Source organism: Chryseobacterium oleae, from assembly GCF_900115055.1.
GTDB classification, from domain to species: Bacteria; Bacteroidota; Bacteroidia; order Flavobacteriales; family Weeksellaceae; genus Chryseobacterium; species Chryseobacterium oleae.
The window spans coordinates 274460-293106 of record NZ_FOVD01000006.1 but is presented as its reverse complement, the minus strand read 5'-3'; the positions used below and the strand labels follow the sequence as shown (position 1 = coordinate 293106).

Sequence of the window (18647 nt, the reverse complement as noted above, 5' to 3'; positions counted from 1 at the left end):
ATAGGATTTATATATATTTGCAGGAGTTAATTTCAATTCAACATGGAAAATACCCTGAAAATAGAATTCAATCAATTACTGGAAAAGGCCTCTGCAGGTGCTTTTAATGATGATTTTTTAGAAGTTCTTGCCAACAGGTTTCCTGGTGAAGTCATTTTTTCTACCAGCTTCAGTTACGAGGATCAGGTAGTGACTCACCTGATAAAAAACCTGAATATTGATATTTTCACACTGGATACGGGACGACTTTTTGAGCAGACTTATGAGACCTGGACTTCCTCCAGAGCTTTCTTCAAAAAAAATATTAAAGCGTATTATCCGGATCCGGAATCGCTGCAGCAGTTTGTGTCAGAAAACGGACCGGATTCTTTTTATCAATCCGTAGAAAAGAGAAAAGCCTGCTGTAATATCCGAAAGGTTATTCCTCTAAAAAGAGCACTTCAGGGATATAAGGTCTGGATTACAGGTTTAAGATCAGAACATTCCGCAGGCAGAAAAGAAATGCCACAGCTGGAGTGGGATCCTGATCATCAGATCATCAAATTTCATCCCATCCTTCACTGGACCACAGAACAGGTGACAGACTATGTAAAAACGCAACACCTTCCTTATAATCACCTTCACAAAAAAGGATTTGTAAGCATCGGATGTGAGCCCTGTACCAGAGCGATCAAAGAAGGGGAAGATTTCAGAGCCGGAAGATGGTGGTGGGAAGATGCCGATAAAAAGGAATGCGGCTTACATGTTCATCAATAAAAAAATAAAATATGTCATTATATCATTTGAATTATTTAGATCAGTTAGAAGCTGAATCCATCTATATTTTACGGGAAGTAGCAGGGCAGTTTGAGCGTCCGGCTTTACTGTTCAGCGGTGGAAAAGACAGCATTGTGCTGGCTCATTTGGCTGCCAAAGCATTTCCTTACGGAAAAATCCCGTTCACTTTTGTTCACGTGGATACAGGACACAATTTTCAGGAAGTTTTAGACTTCAGGGATCAGCTGACCACAGAGATCAATGTAGATTTGGTCGTAAGAAAAGTAGAAGACACGATTCATAAAAGAAAACTGACGGAACCGAAAGGAAAATTTCCAAGCAGAAATTGGCTGCAGACCTTCACCCTTCTTGACACGATTGAAGAATTCGAATTTGATGCATGCATTGGAGGAGCAAGAAGAGATGAGGAAAAAGCCAGAGCCAAGGAAAGGATATTCTCTGTCCGGGATGAGTTTGGACAATGGGATCCTAAACTTCAGCGACCTGAATTGTGGAATATTTTCAATGGAAAAATTCAGAAAGGGGAAAATGTAAGAGTTTTTCCAATCAGCAACTGGACAGAACTTGATGTCTGGAATTATATCCGGAGAGAAAATATAGGCTTACCATCTATTTACTTTTCGCATGAAAGAGAAGTAGTAGACCTTAACGGACAGTGGATTGCGAATTCCGAGTTTGCAGTTCTGGAAGAAAGTGATATCGTAACGACCAAAAGAATACGCTATCGCACCGTAGGAGATATGACCTGTACCGCAGCAGTAGAATCTGAAGCTGCTACCGTAGACACCGTGATTGAAGAAATTGTAGCTACCAGAATCTCAGAAAGAGGAGAAACCAGAATTGACGACCGGGTAACGGAGGCGGCAATGGAAGACCGGAAAAAAGGAGGCTATTTTTAATAAGTAATGAGCAATGAGTAATTAGCAATCATACAGCGTGGAAAATAGTACCAAAGGACATATTACCCATTACTTATTGCTCATCATTAATCAATCATCATTAATCATTTATAACAAAAAACTCGTGGATATATTAAGATTTATAACAGCAGGAAGCGTAGATGACGGCAAAAGTACCCTCATCGGCAGACTGCTTTACGATAGCAAAAGTATTTTGCAGGATCAGCTGGAAGTCCTTGAAAAACATTCTAAAAACAAAAATGAAGACGGAGTAGATCTGGCGCTTTTAACGGATGGACTTCGGGCGGAAAGGGAACAGGGAATCACCATTGATGTGGCTTACCGGTACTTTTCGACGTCAAAAAGAAAATTTATCATCGCAGATGCTCCGGGACACGTTCAGTATACCAGAAATATGATCACAGGAGCTTCCAACTCAGATCTGATGGTGATTCTGATCGATGCCAGAAAAGGAGTTATTGAACAGACCAGAAGACATTCCATCATCGCTTCGTTACTTAAATTGAAAAAGGTAGCTGTTGCAATCAATAAAATGGATATGGTGGACTATTCGGAAGAAGTTTTTGAAAGCATTAAAGCAGATTATTCTAAGATTGCAGAAGGGTTAGGCTTAAATGATGTCACCTATTTCCCTATTTCCGCACTGAAAGGAGATAATATTGTTTCCCTGTCATCCACCACAGACTGGTATCAGGGAAGTTCTCTGCTCGATTATCTGGAGGAGGTGGAACTTGATGATGTACACAACAGCGGAAGCCGTTTCCAGGTGCAGTATGTCATCCGTCCTCAGACAGAAGAGCTTCACGATTACCGTGGATATGCGGGACAGATCATCAGTGGAAGTTTTAAGAAAGGAGATAAAATAGCCATACTTCCGGCAGGAATTATTACTGAAATAGCAACCATAGAAGTAAATGGTGCTGAGGTTCAGGAAGCATTTGAAGGGCAGCCGGCTGTCATCCAGATTACAGAAGACATCGATGTGAGCCGCGGAGATTTCTTTGCATCAGCAGAAGAACTTCCTAATGTTGAAAAAGAAGTGGAAGTATTATTGTGCTGGCTCGATCATAAAAGCTTGCAGCCGGGGAATAGATACCTGATACAGCATCACAGCAGACAGTTGAAAGCGGTGGTAAAACACGTAGACTACAAGATCAATGTCAATACGCTGGAACAGGAAGATTCAGAAGGAGAAATCAAGCTTAATGAAATCGCGAAAGTAACCATTAAAACCGCGCAACCTTTGGTTTTTGATGATTTTATAAGCAATAAAAAAACGGGATCGGCAATTTTGGTAGATGAAACCTCCAATGCTACCGTTGCGGCATGTATAATTCAGTAAAACATGAAAGTTTCAGAGTATTTTATTAAGAAAATCCTTGAAAAAAAGCAAAGCAGTTCTCAGGGATTCTTTGACAAAAGGAAGATGGAAAATTTTGTCACAGACCTGTATAATATCCTGTTTCTTCCGGAAAAAATCAATACGGAAGATCAGCTTCATGACAGGTTTGAAGATGTGCAGAAAATTCTTTTTGATCTGATAAAGAACGCTTCGGAAGATGAGGTTTTTGCTAAAGAGCAGACCGACAAATTGTTTCTCGTATTACCTGATATCTACAGCACACTGATTCTGGATGCCGAATCTATTTTAGAATTTGATCCCGCTACAGAATCACTGGAAGAAATCCTCCTCTCATATCCCGGCTTTTTTGCTACGTATGTGTACAGGATCTCCCATCAGCTCTGGATTCAAAAGGTAAAAATACTGCCTCGTGTGATATCAGAGTATGCCCACAGCAAAACCGGAATAGACATCCATCCGGGTGCGGTGATTGGAAAATATTTCTTTATCGACCACGGAACCGGAATTGTGATTGGAGAAACAACGGAGATCGGAAACCATGTAAAACTGTATCAGGGCGTAACGCTCGGAGCCTTAAATGTTTCAAAGGATAAAGCCAATGAGAAAAGGCATCCCAATATCGAAGACCATGTCATTATTTATTCCGGAGCGACCATTTTGGGCGGGAATACGACCATAGGCAGAGACAGCGTTATCGGAGGAAATGTATGGATCACACAAAACGTTCCTTCCGGCTCTCTGGTCTATCATAAAAGTGAAATAAAAATAAAAGATAACGGAACCCTTCCTGAATCTTTAACATTTGTGATATAAAAAATAACCATTAAGATTGATTTAGAAATTAAGAAAGTTAAGCCCAGCTTAATGAATATCGAAGATATTCTTCTTAATGTTCTTAATCACTTAATGAATCTTAATGGTAAAAATTAATGTTTATAAGTTTAAAAACAATATAAAATTGAATCGGTATGAAGTTCCAAAACACACTAGAAACCATCGGAAATACCCCGGTCGTAAAAATTAATAAGCTTTTCGATACCGGACATGAAGTCTGGATCAAACTGGAAAAAGCCAATCCCGGAGGAAGCATCAAAGACAGAATTGCTTTATCTATGATAGAAGATGCTGAAGCTAAAGGATTGCTGAATGAAAACAGCGTCATTATAGAACCTACCAGCGGAAATACAGGCATCGGACTTGCCCTGGTAGCCGCTGTAAAAAACTATAAGCTTATTCTGGTGATGCCCGAAAGTATGAGTTTGGAACGCCGGAAAATTATGGAATCTTATGGAGCGGAATTCGTTCTGACTCCAAGAGAAAAAGGAATGAAAGGGGCCATTGAAAAAGCGGAAGAACTGGCCAAAGAAACTCCAAATTCATGGATCCCGAGACAGTTTGACAATCCTGCTAACGTTAAAGTTCATGTTGAAACCACGGCTCAGGAAATCCTGAAAGACTTTCCGGAAGGACTGGACTACCTGATCACCGGCGTAGGAACTGGCGGCCACATCACAGGGCTTGCACAGGTATTGAAACAGAAATTTCCTAACCTCAAAGTAATTGCTGTAGAACCAGAATTATCCCCGGTTCTTAGTGGAGGAGCTCCGGCACCACATCCACTTCAGGGCCTGGGAGCGGGATTTGTTCCGTCAATCCTTGATACCGGACTGCTGGACGAAATTGTACAGATCAATAAAGACGAAGCTTTTGAATTTACTAAAGAAGCTGCCAAAAGAGAAGGCCTGTTTGTAGGAATTTCTACGGGAGCCGCTTTAGCTGCGGTTGCGAAAAAACTTCCTCAGATCCCTGCAGGAGCCACTGTACTTACAGTGAATTATGACACAGGCGAAAGATACCTGTCCATAGAAGGGCTTTTCTAAATAACATCCATAAGAAGATTTAAAATGAAAAAACTGAATACAACACCAAAGGTTTACCTTGTGGGTGCAGGACCTGGCGACCCTGATCTAATCACTGTGAAGGCCGTAAAAGCCATTGCCTCAGCCGATATCATCCTGTGTGACCGTCTCGTAAGTCCTGAAATATTAGGCCGTTACGCGAATAAGAATACCGAAATCATCTATGTAGGAAAAGAATGCAGCAAAAACGCTTCTACACCTCAGACCCATATCAATACCCTGATTGTAGACTATGCTTTACAGGGGAAAACAGTAGTAAGACTCAAAGGCGGGGACATCTCCTTTTTTTCCAATGTTTTAGACGAACTGAAAGCATTGAAAGAGCATCATATAGCCTTTGAAATCGTTCCGGGAATTACAGCGGCATCCGGAGCAGCGGCTTATGCGGGGATACCTTTAACCGCCAGAGGATATGCAACATCCGTCCGTTTTCTGACCTACTATAAAAAAGAAATTCTAAGCGATGCCTATTGGAAAGAGCTCGGAACATCCGATGACACACTGGTTTTTTATATGTCTAAAGGAAATCTGAACAGCCTGGTAGAGAAATTCCTGGCCTTGGGCAAAACGGAGGATAAGAAAATAGCCATCATAGAACAGGCGACCACACCTTATCAGAAAGTTTACACCTCTTCTCTGGAAGATTTTCAGCAAAACTTTGGAAATAAAGACTTTGTATCTCCGTCATTGGTGGTGATAGGGAAGGTGGTGAATCTGCATGAAGAATTTTCGTGGCTGGAATCAACTATACAGGAAGGGATTTACTTTAAATCTGTAACGAACGGAACCTTAGTCTCCAACCATCAAAATATACTGGAATATGCTGTCTGAAACTAAATTAAAAGCCCTTAAAGAAATATCAGGAGATTTTTCAAGAGATGAAGCGGTCTGGGCCAGTGGTTTTCTCGCTGGAATTGCCGGAATATCTGCCGCCGTACAGCATCAGGTTACCTCGGACATTGATACCGATGTCGTTTCTCCGAAGAAAATTACCCTTGCGTATGGCACTGAAACCGGAAACAGTAAGAAATTGGCAGTTGAACTAGCGGGAGTGATCAAGAAAAAGGGGGTGCAGGTAAAACTGGCAGACCTTTCCCAGTACAAACCGAAAGATCTTGCCAAAGAAGATTTGTTCTTCATCATTATCAGTACTCAGGGAGAAGGTGACCCACCTGTCCTGGCGAAAAAATTTTATGACCACATTCATGAAAATGATTTGAATATCAGTCATTTGAAATTTGGTGTTCTTGCCTTGGGAGACAGTAGTTATCCTTTGTTCTGCAAAACAGGAGAAGACATCGATTCCCGTTTTGAAGTATTGGGAGCACAGCGCATTCTTCCTTTAAAAAGATGTGATATTGATTATGAACAGGAAGCTCATGTCTGGGCAGAACATATTCTGGATGTTGCCAATAAAACCAAAGAAAGCAGCCAGAAAACTGCGGTTGCTGTAAAAACATCAACCGGAAGGAAAAAATATCAGGGAAAAATTTCAACCATCATCAACCTTAATGATATAGGTTCTGACAAGGAAACCTACCATATAGAAATAGAAACTGAAGAACCTCTGATGTATAGCCCCGGTGATGCATTGGGCGTGATCGCTTTCAATTCAAAAGATGAGGTTGAAGAAATAATTAGCTTAACCGGAATTGATCCTGAAAAGCAGATTAAAACGGCAAAAATTACAGCCAGCGCAAAAGAATTGCTCTACAAACATCTTAATATCAGCTATCTGCTTAAAACAACAGTCGCTCAATATGCACAGATCACAGGGCATTCTATTCCCGAAGTGAGATTAAGTCTTCTCGATCTGCTGAGAATTTATCCTGTAAAAAATGCTGATGAACTTGAACAGTTTATTCCGGTTTTGACTGGACAGTCGCCTCGTTTGTATTCTGTTTCTTCCTCATTTGAAGCCCACGGAGACAGCGAAATTCATATTACAGTTGCTAAATCAGAGTTTTTCATCAATGAAAAAAAGCAAAACGGCTTGTGCAGCGGTTTTCTGGCAGAATTTAAAGAAGGGGAAGACATCGAATTTTATATCCAGGAAGCCAAACATTTCAGACTTCCGAAGCCGGAGAAAGATATCATTATGATTGGTCCGGGAACAGGTATTGCGCCTTTCAGATCTTTTCTCTACGAACGGGATGCTGTGGGAGCAGAAGGCAGAAACTGGCTCTTTTTCGGAGACCGGACTTTCGTTTCAGACTTCCTTTATCAGGCCGAACTTCAGGACTTTCTGAAAACAGGAGCATTGGCCCATCTTGATCTTGCCTTTTCCAGAGACACCGCCGAAAAAATATACGTTCAGCATAAACTGGAACAAAAAGCAGAGGAAGTCTATCACTGGCTGGAAGGAGGTGCTTCACTTTACGTTTGCGGCGCTAAAGAACCTATGAGTAAAGAGGTTGAGAAAACCATTCTGAACATTATTCAGGATAAGGGAAAACACAGCCCGGAACAAGCGCAGAATTATCTTGAAGAGCTGGAACTCAGCGGCAGATATGTTAAAGATGTGTATTAAATCATAAACGGATACGATATGACAGATAAGAATAACCTTTCGCCGGTAGAAAGGATAAAAACCGGCAGCAACGGGCTCAGAGGAACTTTAAAGGAAAGTCTTTTGGACGATTTTACCGGAGCCATCAGAGAAGATGACCAAACCCTCATCAAATTCCATGGAATGTACCAGCAGGATGACCGGGACAGGCGCGAAGAAAGAGTCGCTAAGAAACTGGAGTGGCTATATTCCTACATGATCAGGCTAAGACTTCCGGGAGGATTTTTAACTTCCGAACAGTGGGCGGGACTTCATGAAATTGCAGAAAACCATTCCACGGGAGTGATTAAAATTACGACGCGCCAGACCATTCAGCTACATGGGATTTTAAAATCTCATGTAAGACCTACCATCCAGAATTTCAACTTACAGCATCTGGATTCGATTGCGGCATGTGGTGATGTGAACAGAAATGTAACGTGTACTTCAAATCCTTCCGAGTCACCAATGCATCAGGTGGTCTATGAACTGGCCGGAAAAATCAGTGAAATGTGTCTTCCGAAAACAAAATCCTATTATGATCTGTGGATCGATGATGAGTTATTAATCGACAGGAAAACAGAGGAAGATCCTTTGTATCAGGACAGATACCTGCCGAGAAAACTGAAAATCGGAATTGCCATTCCTCCCAACAATGATGTGGATGTTTTTATTAATGATATTGCCCTGATTGCCATCGTTGAAGATGACAGAATTGTCGGTTACAATATCGCGGCCGGCGGCGGATTGGGTGCTACCCACGGAAATGATGCGACTTATGCACGTCTGGCTTCTCTTTTAGGTTTTGTAGATACAGAAGAAAAACTGCTGAAGGCGGTCTACGAAATTATAACAGTACAGCGTGATTTCGGAAACAGAAGCGACAGAAAATTATCCAGATTAAAATATACAATTGATAAACTGGGCATTGAAGGCTATAGAAACGAGGTCGAAAAAAGATGCGGCTTTGCCTTAGAACCAGCCCGCGAGTTTAAGTTTGAACAGAGAAAAGACCGTTACGGCTGGACCCAAAATCATGAAGGAAAATGGTTTTACACTTTATTTGTAGAGCATGGAAGGGTTTTGGATACAGAAGACTATCCTTTGAAATCAGGGCTGTTGAAAATTGCGGAGACAGGAAATGTGAATTTCCGGTTCACCTGTAATCAGAATCTGATTCTTTCTGATATTGGCGAAGAGGATAAGGCAGAAATTGAACATCTTCTGAAAGAACACGGGATTTCAGGTTATACAGAAAAAGCCAGCGCGTTGCGTAAAAACTCCGTGGCCTGTGTGGCACTGAACACCTGTTCACTGGCTTTGGCGGAAGGTCAGAGGTATTTGCCCGTTTTAGTCACGAAAATAGAGCCTATCCTTGAAAAACACGGACTTCAGGACGAAGATATCACCATCAGAATGACAGGCTGTCCAAACGGTTGCGGAAGATCACCCAATGCCGAAATAGGATTTGTAGGAACGGCTTACGGAAAATACAATCTTCACATTGGCGGCGACAGGCTTGGAATGCGTCTCAATACAAAATTTAAAGAAAACATCGGCGAAGAAGAAATCCTTCAAACTCTGGATGAACTTTTCGGAATCTACTTGAAAGGGAGACATTCGGAGGAAACCTTCGGTGACTTCTCTTACCGCTATTTACAAACAATACCATAAAAATATGATCAACCTTCTTTACCGGCAGAAAAAGGCCAGAAAACACTACCATCATCTTTTAGGGATCCGAATGTGTATGTGCTGTTCATTAATTGACGACGCATAAATCATTTTTAACCCTAAAATTTTAAACAAGTGAAATCCATATCCCACCATTATTTTAAGCAGAGAATAAGTCTGATCTTACTTCTTACCCTTTCTTTTACTGCCGTTTTACAGGCACAGCAGCTTATCGAAGTAAGCGGAATCATTAAACATACGGACACCCATAAAGGCATTGCCGGAGTAAAGATCCAGGTAGAACATACCCAGGATACGGCAGTAACCGATCAGGAAGGAAATTTTAACCTGAGAACAAGGGTGAAAATTCCTTTCAGAATCGTGGTGACCAAAGAAGGATTCGCAGCTCATACTGCCGAGATACTTTCATTGTCCAGTAAAATTGCTATCGAATTAAATCCTCAGAACACCATCATCAACGAAGTCGTTATTTCAGCTTCCCGCGTTCCGGAAAAAATTCTGAGATCACCGATCGCGATTGAAAAAATTGATATTAAAACCATCCGGGAAAGTCCTGCAGCCTCATTCTACGAAACCTTAGAGAATGTGAAGGGATTACAGCTTTTAACCTCAAGTCTTACTTTAAAAGTTCCCAATTCCAGAGGATTCAATTCTCCGAATAACTTCAGGTTCATGCAACTGGTGGATGGAGTAGATGTACAGTCTGCCACGCTTGGTGTTCCGCTGGGAAATGCCATAGGTCCCACAGAACTGGATATCCAGTCCATGGAGATCACGCCCGGAGCGGCTTCTGCCCTGTATGGAATGAATGCTGTCAACGGATTGGCGAGTCTTCAGACCAAAGATCCATTTACTTCGGAAGGCGTAAGTTTGTATTTCAGAGGCGGAGTGAATCATGTAGATAACGTGAATCACAAAACCGCTGCTCTTGGTGAAAGTGCAGTCAGAATTGCAAAAGTCATCAATAAAAACTTTGCCGTAAAGGTCAATGCTTCCTATTTCAGCGGTGTAGACTGGATCTCGGATAACCGTACAGATCAGAACCCCAATTCATTCATTACAGCAAATCCCAATTTTTCTCTCACCAATAATCCCGCAGAAGATCTCTGGAATAAATACGGTGACGAAAGAAACAACAGGACATCGGTAAAAGTGAATTACAATGGAAAACCAACCACTTTTAATGTATCAAGAACAGGGTATTACGAAAAGGATCTGATAAGTCCTGAAGTGAAGAATATAAAGTTTGATGCAGGATTATACTACCGTTTTGGAGATCAGTGGAGAACATCGTATGTCTACCGTTATGGATTGCTGGACGGCACTTTTCAGCGGGGGAACAAGATCCGTCTACAGAATGCAACGGTTCAGAACCATAAAGTAGAGCTGACAGGTAAAGAATTGACATTCAGAGCCTATGTGTCCATAGAGAATACCGGAGATTCTTATAATCTTAAGCCGCTGGCTGATAATCTGGACCTTACGAATCTTTCCAATACCAACTGGAGAAATATCTTTCAGACGACTTTGCAGGACAGGCTTAATTCAGGGATCAATCTGAATGATGCTTTTATTCTGGCGAGACAGGAAGCTGATAAAAACCGCGTAGTTCCGGGAACGGCAGCATTTGAGCAGTTAAAAAATACCATTATCGGGATTAATAACTGGGATTCAGCGAATTCCGGAATTGCAGGAGCACCAGCCACCGGAGGCGCAAAGCTTGAACAGAAATCCCGTTTTTATCAGGGCGAAATTACTTACGATTTCACCCGATTTGTAAAGATTTTCAGCCTTCTTGCGGGAGCAGATTACCGTCTTTACAGCATCACACCCGACGGAAATAACTTCGTTGATTTTAACAGACCTGTCAGCGAAAGAAATATTCCCCTGTCTGACGGAACCTTCGGGAGTAATGTTATTTATCAGAAATACGGTGCATTTGTACAGCTTACTAAGCTTTTTTTCCAGGATAAATTAAAAGTGAATCTGGCCCTTCGTGCAGATAGAAACCCGGAGTTTGAAACAAAATTAAATCCAAGGCTGAGCGTGGTTTATTCTCCGGTTAACCAGCACAATTTCAGAGCTTCTTTTCAAAATGGCTATCGTTTTCCTTCTTTATTTGAAGCATTGTCGTTCGTTAATAACGGAAATGTAAGAAGAGTAGGTGGACTTTCAAAGGCTAATGATGGACTGGGGTATCTTGAAAACTCTTATACGCTGGCTTCTATAGATCAGTTTATTTCTGCAGTGAATAAAGACGTAGACGGAGGAACAAACCAGAATCAGTCTGCATTGAAAAACAGAAATATTTTAACGGCGGCCAATCTGCCCAAATTACAGCCGGAAAAAGTGACATCTTTTGAAGTAGGCTATAAATCAGCCTTATTCAACAGCAGACTGGTCATCGACTGGGATTTTTACTACAACATCTATGAAGGTTTTCTGGGACAGGTAGAAGTGGCAGTGCCTAAAAATGAAAATATCGGAAGCGATAATGCTGTCTTAGCAATGCTGGACAGAAGCAAGCAGGACCGTTACAGGGTTTATACCAACAGTACTAGTAAGTACAAAAGTTTTGGTACTTCTTTGGGTATCCGATACAATGTTGTGAGAAATTATAATGTGAATGTAAACGTGTCTTATAACGACCTTATTTCAACCAATACTTCAGATCTTTTTATTACGGCTTTCAATACCCCTAAATGGGCGGTCAATCTAAGTGTGGGAAATAGGGAGATTATCAAAAACATCGGATTTACAGTGGCTGCAAGATGGCAGGACAGCTTCTTATGGGAAAGTCCGCTGGCGTCCGGAAATATTCCTTCCTACTATACCATTGATGCTCAGGCGACGTGGAGAATCCCTGAAATAAAGGCGAGCGTTAAAATCGGAGCGACCAATCTTCTTAATCGCCGATACTTTCAATATGCGGCAGGACCTGAAATCGGAGGGCTGTATTATGTGGCATTCACCTATGATCTAAAACTTTAAATATGATGAGTAACTCTTTATATCCCATATTCTTAAAGCTCGAAGAATTATCTCTGCTGATCATTGGCGGCGGAAATATTGCTCTGGAAAAACTGCAGTCTGTTTTGGCGAATTCTCCGGGAGCACGCATTAAGCTGGTTGCAAAAGAAATCAATGATCAGGTTAAGGATCTGAAGCAGAATTATCCTAACCTCACTCTGCATGAAAGATCGTATACAGATAATGATTTTAACAGTGCTGATATTGCTATCGTAGCCGTTAATGATATTATTCTGGCTGAGCAGATCCGTAGCAGGGCCCATCAGAATAATACCTTGGTGAATATTGCTGATAAGCCGGGCTTGTGTGACTTCTATCTGGGTTCCATCGTCAGAAAAGGAGATCTTAAAATTGCCGTTTCAACCAATGGAAAATCTCCTACTGTGGCCAAACGGTTACGGGAAATCTTAACAGAAACCATTCCTGATGAAGATATGGAGGGGCTGCTGGACAATATGCAGAACATCAGGAATCAGTTAAAAGGTGATTTTACCTACAAAGTCAAAGAACTGAACCGGCTGACCACGGATTATTTAGGTGAAAAAACCATTCAACCAGAAGAAACAAAGCTGGAGATGGAAAAACTGATCAACATCACCAAAACAGTTCAGAGAAGAGCCAATATCTATCTCGGGATTATTGGCGTTTTCGTTCTTGTTGCGGTCTTGGCTCTGATTATTTATCAGTTCAATCTGTCCGGAGATATTCAGGATTTCCTGAGTAAAGACGGACATATTTTTTACTGGATGCTGCTGGCCGGTTTCCTGGCTGAAGTTGTGGCCGGATCTATGGGAATGGGATATGGAGTCATCTGTACCACCATTCTTTTGCTTCTGAATGTTCCGCCGCCGGTGGTCAGTGCAAGTATTCATTCTGCGGAATCTTTTACATCGGCTGCCGGAAGTATCAGCCATTATAAATTGGGAAATGTCAACAAAAAGATGGTCTGGATTCTTTTTCCTGTAGCGGCTGTGGGGGCTTTTATCGGGGCATTTGCGCTGTCTCATTTCGGAGAGAAATATGCTCATATTGTAAAGCCGGTCATCGCCTGCTATACCTTGTATTTAGGAATCAATATTCTTAGAAATGCTTTTAAAGATAAAAGAACAGGAAAAAACATACGGAAAAAGAGAACCAATCTCAGAATATTGGGATTAGTAGGAGGATTTATTGATTCTTTTGCAGGCGGCGGTTGGGGACCGCTTGTTACCGGAACCTTGATCAAAGAAGGAAGAACACCGCGGTATGTAGTGGGAAGTTCGACACTGGCTAAGTTTTTACTGACCGTTGTAAGTGCTTTAACCTTTATTTTCACCATCGGAATTCATCACTGGAACATTGTGCTGGGTCTTCTGCTTGGAGGGGTTTTTACGGCTCCTTTCTCAGCGATGTTTACGTCACGACTTCCGGCTAAGAAAATGTTTGCTGTTGTAGGAGTGGTGGTGATTGTGATGAGCTTAATTACGATTGTAAAATCATTCATCTAAGTTTTTTGGGATAAGATGATAATGAATAAGCAAAGTTTTCCATGTCTTGAATAGCTTATCTGGAATTGAATATCAGTTATCGAAATTTTAAATTATATATAAAAGCTTGAAAATCAAAAATATGTTAGCTTTGTAATAGGCTAACATAAACTTGTTAACTTTTATTATATTTGAGAAAATCAAAGTACCAATGTTTCTAACAGAATGTCCGAGAGATGCAATGCAGGGTTGGGGAGAATTTATCCCCACAAACAAAAAAATAGATTACATCAACTCTTTAATGGAAGTTGGGTATGATATATTGGATTGTCTCAGCTTCGTATCTCCAAAGGCAATTCCTCAGCTTGCTGATTCTGATGAAGTTGCCGAAAATATAGATAAAACTTTATCTGATACAAAAGTTTCTGCAATCATCGGAAATTACAGAGGTGCCGAAAAAGCATTAAAACATCAGTCTGTGGATATTCTGGGGTTTCCATTTTCTATTTCAGAAACTTTTCAGCACAGAAATACGAATAAAAGCCAGGAAGAAGCTTTTAATGAGATCATTAAAATGCTTGAACTGGTTAAAGGTGAAGGAAAACAGCTGAATATTTATTTCTCCATGGCTTTCGGAAATCCGTACGGTGAAATGTGGAAATGGGAAGATGTTGATTTCTGGGCCAAAAGATTTTCAGAGATCGGAATCAAAGATGTGCTTCTGTCTGATACGACAGGGGTTGCAACTCCTGAAACCATTGCACTTTTATTCGAAAAAATACCGTCAAAATACCCTGAGATCAATTTTGGAGGGCATTTCCATAACCGTTATGAAGATTCTTACTCAAAACTAAAAGCGGCTTACGATAAAGGCTGCAGAAGATTTGACAGTGCTATCAAAGGTATCGGCGGATGTCCTATGGCCAAAGATGATCTGGTAGGAAATATGCCTACGGAACAGGTCATCAATTTTATGAGCGTAGAAAAAGCAGAACACAAACTGAATCTGCTGAATTTTGAAAGCTCTTACAATAAGGCGAAGGATATTTTTCATTTTTAAATAAAAAATAAAGCGCGCGCAGATCAGGCTGATAAAGCGGATGACATTGTTTTTAAAGCATAAAAATCTGCATAATCTGTGCAATCTGCGAGACAAAATATATCAATAGGAGCGGGTTTTAACCCGCTTTCCTGTATTAAAAATTCAATTGGCTTTAGCCAAAACTTATCATTTTAACCCCAAAATCACCAGATATGTCACCCATCATCTCATCATCCGAATTAAAAAACCTTTCAGCAGAAAACCTAATTATCCTTGATGCCAGAGTAGGAAAAGACGTCCATCAAACTTATCTTGAAAAACATATCAAAGGAGCCCGTTTTATTGATCTGGATAAAGATCTGGCCGAGATTGGTGAAGATGCTGCTTTTGGAGGAAGACACCCGCTTCCGGACATTACAAAATTTGCTGAAACACTTTCAAATCTTGGAATCTCTGAAGATGCTCATATCGTGATATATGATGATAAAAACGGAGCCAATGCAGGAGCAAGAGCCTGGTGGATGCTGAAGTCTTTTGGATTTGAAAATGTTCAGGTTCTGGATGGAGGATTCCAGGCTGCAGAGAAAGACGGAGTAGAATTTTCGTCCGGCGAAGAGTCTTTTGAAAAATCTTCTGTCATTAAAAAAGAAGGTTGGCTTCTTCCGGTTAAAGCTTTGGAAAATGTTGAAAATGAACTGTTAAGCCATTCTTCAACGGTTGTCGATGTAAGAGATGCTTACCGTTATAATGGTGAATCTGAACCGATTGATCTCGTAGCCGGACACATTCCGGGAGCCATCAATATTCCTTTTTCTGAAAACCTGGATGAGAACGGAAATTTCCTGAAACCTGAAGTTTTAAAACAAAAATATACAGAACTTTTAAAAGATAAACCTCAGCATCTTATTATCCATTGCGGGTCCGGTGTGACGGCGTGTCATACTATTTTAGCCCTGAATTATGCAGGTTTTCCTATTCCGGATCTTTATTTAGGTTCGTGGAGCGAATGGAGCAGGAGGGAAGGGAAAGAGATTGCGAGAGAGGTTTAAAGACAGGAAGATGGAAGTGGGAGGCTGGGAGTACTATTGGTCTTATTATTTCTGGAAGTTTGATCTTAAACTTATGATGATTTCTTTTTTGCTCTCGCAGATCATGTGGATTGAGCAGATTAAAGAAGTAAAAATCTACCCCATCTGATTCGTCTGCGTGAAATTTTAAAAAGCGTTATGTGTAGCCATTCCCTTCATCAGAATCAATAAAATTGCTTCCCTTTATAAAACATTACAAAAGAAAAACGTATTGATATAAAACAGAAAAACCCGGAAATTTTCCGGGTTTTGTATCGTATTTGATGTAAAAAGAAGTTTTATGTAGCAAAAGAGTGATTTTATGAGCTCCAAAAGCTTCCATCTTCCTTCCTTCATTTTAAAGCATTCCTAATTCGAATTTTGCTTCTTCGCTCATCATATCCTTGTTCCAGCTAGGTTCGAAAGTAAGCTCCAAATCTACGCTTTTCACGCCTTCCACTTCTCCTGTTTTGTCTTTTACTTCCTGTGGCAGAGATTCTGCAACCGGGCAGTTTGGGGTAGTAAGGGTCATTATAATCTTTACATCGCCCTCCTCGGAGATCTGTACATCATATATGAGGCCTAATTCGTAAATATCTACCGGAATTTCTGGGTCGTATACGGATTTTAAGACCTTGATGATTTCCTCACCAATGTCAGCAATTTGATCGTCTGTAAATTTCATTTTTTAATCTAGATTGATATTCCTTTTCAACAAATCTTCCTGACGCATCCGCCGGAAAACATTTGCCAAAGTTAAGACATCTTTTTCACAATAGTCAACAATTCGCTGCAAGTCTTTTTCTATGTAGTAGATTGATGAAACCATTGAACCGTCTATATCATCTTTAGGCGTAGGAATTCCGAAGACATGAGCCAGCAATTCCAGGGAAACAAAACTTTTATAATCCCCGAATTTCCAGAGCTCCATTGTGTCGATGTGCGGGATTTCCCAGGGCTTTTTCCCAAACATCTGAAAGGGAACCGGAGGCTGCATTCCATTGATGAGGAAACGTCTGGCAATCCATGGAAAATCAAATTCTTTTCCGTTGTGGGCACAGAGAATAATGTTGTTCAGCCTCGGACTGTTGAAGAGTTCCCCGAATTCCTGAAGCATTTTTTTCTCATCATGACCCGAAAAGCTTTTAATTTTTAACGTATCATTCTTTTCTACCATTCCGATCGTGATGCAGATAATCTTTCCGAACTCGGCCATAATTCCTGCCCGGTCATAAAATTCTGCGGCGGTCACCTCATCTTTTCTCTGAAATCTGGTTTTCTTGTCCCAAAGTTTCTGTTCGGTTTCAGGAAGTTCTTCCCACGAGCCGGATCCCGGAACGGTCTCAATATCAAGGAATAAAACTTTTTCTAATGGAATGTGCTGTATCATATGTGTTTGTGTTTGTTATCCTACCTGCATTCCGTTTTTTACTGGAAGGGATGGCGCCAAAAGAGTAACATCTTTTTTATCTTCTCCATAAACGCCCAAAACCAGACATTCACTGAAGAAATTAGCGATCTGTTTTTTGGGGAAATTCACGACGGCCATCACCTGTTTTCCTACGAGTTCTTCTTTCTGGTAAAGAGATGTGATTTGTGCCGAAGACTGTTTAATGCCAAGATCTCCAAAATCGATTTCCAACTGATAAGAGGGGTTTCTTGCTTTCTCAAAATCATTGACGGAAATTATAGTTCCGCATCTTATATCTATTTTCTCAAAGTCTGTCCAGGATATTTCTGGTTTTATAGTCATGATAATGAATTGATTAAGTGTTCTACTTCTGTTTTTCCTTCTGCATATTTTTGTTGCAGTTCTGATCCTTCGCCCATTCTTCTGTAATATTCCAGTGCTTTGTTTCCAAAGAATTTTTTGTGAAAATCCGATACTTCCGGAACCTGCGGAAAGATTTTATGGAAAAGCATTTCATAATACGCCTGAAATTCCCGCTCATTTTTATCTTCAATGACCTGTCCGGGGGCTTTTTGCCGTACATGAAGCATTTCGTGGGCCACCATATTCAGCACGAGATTCAGATCAAAGTCAAATAAATTCCTCGGGATCATTACTTTTTGTGGACCTCCCAATTCTCCTTCCGCCGTTAAAAGCATAGAAGTAGGCGAGAGTTCTTCCCTAAAACCAAAGCCTGCAAAGTTTTCATGTTCCAGTTCAAAAGAATGGATTAGAAATTTCGCGGCATCCAGAATCTGGTCGTGTTCTTTGTAAGCCTCAAGATGTAAATTGATCTGCTCGAAATTCATTCAGAATATGTTTTAAACAAATGTATTAAAATATTCATAGTTCAGCTTCGTAGGAATTAGATATTTTTAGCCTGATCTGTAGGTTTAGAATGATTGTATTTTACAAAAACAGGGATGAGAATTTATAACCCAATAAAGAATCCATTAACTGGTGATGAAATTTATTAATAATTGAAATGAGTATGCAAAAATTTATCAGATTAAAAATTTTATATTGTGAATAATTTTGCTTTTATTTCATATGTTAATGAAATATGAGGGTTTGTATTACTTTGATTTTCAATATTTTGGTTTATATTTTTATTGAAAATAAAATAATTCCATGAGTTGAAATTGGAATTAATTATTATATTTACGAAACAAAAATTAATACATAAAATGAAAAAAATAAAACAAATTTCAAAGACGCAATTAAAAAACATTTTTGGAGGAACAGGCCCTCAGGCTAACTGTCATTGTAGTCCATCAGGATCAGGATTACCAGCAATAGATATTATTGCGGATAATCCTGTTGATTGCTTTAAAAAGTGTGATGACTATAGACACCCAAACGGGTAATGA

At 40.4% G+C, this 18647-nt stretch carries 17 protein-coding genes; 13 read left to right on the top strand and 4 right to left on the bottom strand.

The window, feature by feature from the left end:
• The first annotated feature begins 42 nt into the window (after positions 1-42).
• From BM143_RS18425 to BM143_RS18370, 12 genes are all read left to right on the top strand, one after another.
• Positions 43-756, top strand: coding sequence for a phosphoadenylyl-sulfate reductase (locus tag BM143_RS18425; protein ID WP_090026213.1), 714 nt, complete (start codon positions 43-45; stop codon positions 754-756).
• Positions 757-767: 11 nt separating this feature from the next.
• On the top strand, positions 768-1676 hold the full coding sequence (gene cysD / locus BM143_RS18420) for a sulfate adenylyltransferase subunit CysD (RefSeq protein WP_090026211.1): 909 nt from the start codon (positions 768-770) through the stop codon (positions 1674-1676).
• A gap of 124 nt (positions 1677-1800) precedes the next feature.
• The gene (locus BM143_RS18415; protein ID WP_090026209.1) at positions 1801-3039 is read left to right on the top strand and encodes a sulfate adenylyltransferase subunit 1; all 1239 of its coding nucleotides are present in this window, start codon (positions 1801-1803) and stop codon (positions 3037-3039) included.
• Positions 3040-3042: 3 nt separating this feature from the next.
• Complete coding sequence (gene epsC / locus BM143_RS18410) at positions 3043-3873, top strand: serine O-acetyltransferase EpsC (protein ID WP_090026207.1); 831 nt, start codon at positions 3043-3045, stop codon at positions 3871-3873.
• Positions 3874-4028: 155 nt separating this feature from the next.
• Entirely contained in the window at positions 4029-4940 is a 912-nt protein-coding gene (gene cysK, locus BM143_RS18405; protein ID WP_090026205.1) for a cysteine synthase A, read from the top strand.
• A 24-nt stretch (positions 4941-4964) separates the two neighbouring features.
• On the top strand, positions 4965-5810 hold the full coding sequence (cobA, locus tag BM143_RS18400) for a uroporphyrinogen-III C-methyltransferase (RefSeq protein ID WP_090026204.1): 846 nt from the start codon (positions 4965-4967) through the stop codon (positions 5808-5810).
• On the top strand, positions 5800-7509 hold the full coding sequence (locus tag BM143_RS18395; protein WP_090026202.1) for a diflavin oxidoreductase: 1710 nt from the start codon (positions 5800-5802) through the stop codon (positions 7507-7509). The genes cobA and BM143_RS18395 overlap by 11 nt, the downstream gene beginning before the upstream one ends.
• Before the next feature lie 18 nt (positions 7510-7527).
• Positions 7528-9201, top strand: coding sequence for an NADPH-dependent assimilatory sulfite reductase hemoprotein subunit (locus BM143_RS18390; protein ID WP_090026200.1), 1674 nt, complete (start codon positions 7528-7530; stop codon positions 9199-9201).
• A 135-nt stretch (positions 9202-9336) separates the two neighbouring features.
• Complete coding sequence (locus tag BM143_RS18385; RefSeq protein WP_090026198.1) at positions 9337-12213, top strand: TonB-dependent receptor; 2877 nt, start codon at positions 9337-9339, stop codon at positions 12211-12213.
• 2 nt (positions 12214-12215) lie between these two features.
• On the top strand, positions 12216-13739 hold the full coding sequence (locus BM143_RS18380; RefSeq protein WP_228430886.1) for a TSUP family transporter: 1524 nt from the start codon (positions 12216-12218) through the stop codon (positions 13737-13739).
• Between the two features lie 190 nt (positions 13740-13929).
• Positions 13930-14778, top strand: coding sequence for a hydroxymethylglutaryl-CoA lyase (locus BM143_RS18375; RefSeq protein ID WP_090026197.1), 849 nt, complete (start codon positions 13930-13932; stop codon positions 14776-14778).
• Between the two features lie 194 nt (positions 14779-14972).
• Positions 14973-15809 carry a sulfurtransferase gene (locus BM143_RS18370; RefSeq protein WP_090026195.1) on the top strand — a complete coding sequence of 279 codons (837 nt, stop codon included), beginning with the start codon at positions 14973-14975 and terminating at the stop codon, positions 15807-15809.
• Positions 15810-16185: 376 nt separating this feature from the next.
• Here BM143_RS18370 and BM143_RS18365 read toward each other — a convergent pair whose 3' ends face one another.
• Genes BM143_RS18365 through BM143_RS18350 form a run of 4 tightly spaced genes read right to left on the bottom strand, consistent with a single transcriptional unit; the run spans position 16186 to position 18086 of the window.
• Positions 16186-16512, bottom strand: coding sequence for an SUF system Fe-S cluster assembly protein (locus BM143_RS18365; RefSeq protein WP_090026193.1), 327 nt, complete (start codon positions 16510-16512; stop codon positions 16186-16188).
• Between the two features lie 3 nt (positions 16513-16515).
• Positions 16516-17217: a 3'-5' exonuclease gene (locus BM143_RS18360; protein ID WP_090026191.1), complete on the bottom strand. Its 702-nt coding sequence runs from the start codon at positions 17215-17217 to the stop codon at positions 16516-16518.
• Between the two features lie 15 nt (positions 17218-17232).
• Positions 17233-17580 (bottom strand): tRNA-binding protein, encoded by a 348-nt coding sequence (locus BM143_RS18355; protein WP_090026189.1) that lies wholly within the window; start codon positions 17578-17580, stop codon positions 17233-17235.
• Positions 17577-18086, bottom strand: a complete 510-nt coding sequence (locus BM143_RS18350; RefSeq protein WP_090026187.1) for a hypothetical protein — start codon at positions 18084-18086, stop codon at positions 17577-17579. Before BM143_RS18350 ends, BM143_RS18355 begins: the two co-directional genes overlap by 4 nt.
• 378 nt (positions 18087-18464) lie before the next feature.
• Here BM143_RS18350 and BM143_RS18345 point away from each other — a divergent pair, with 378 nt between their 5' ends.
• On the top strand, positions 18465-18644 hold the full coding sequence (locus BM143_RS18345; protein WP_139222071.1) for a hypothetical protein: 180 nt from the start codon (positions 18465-18467) through the stop codon (positions 18642-18644).
• Positions 18645-18647: the final 3 nt, after the last annotated feature.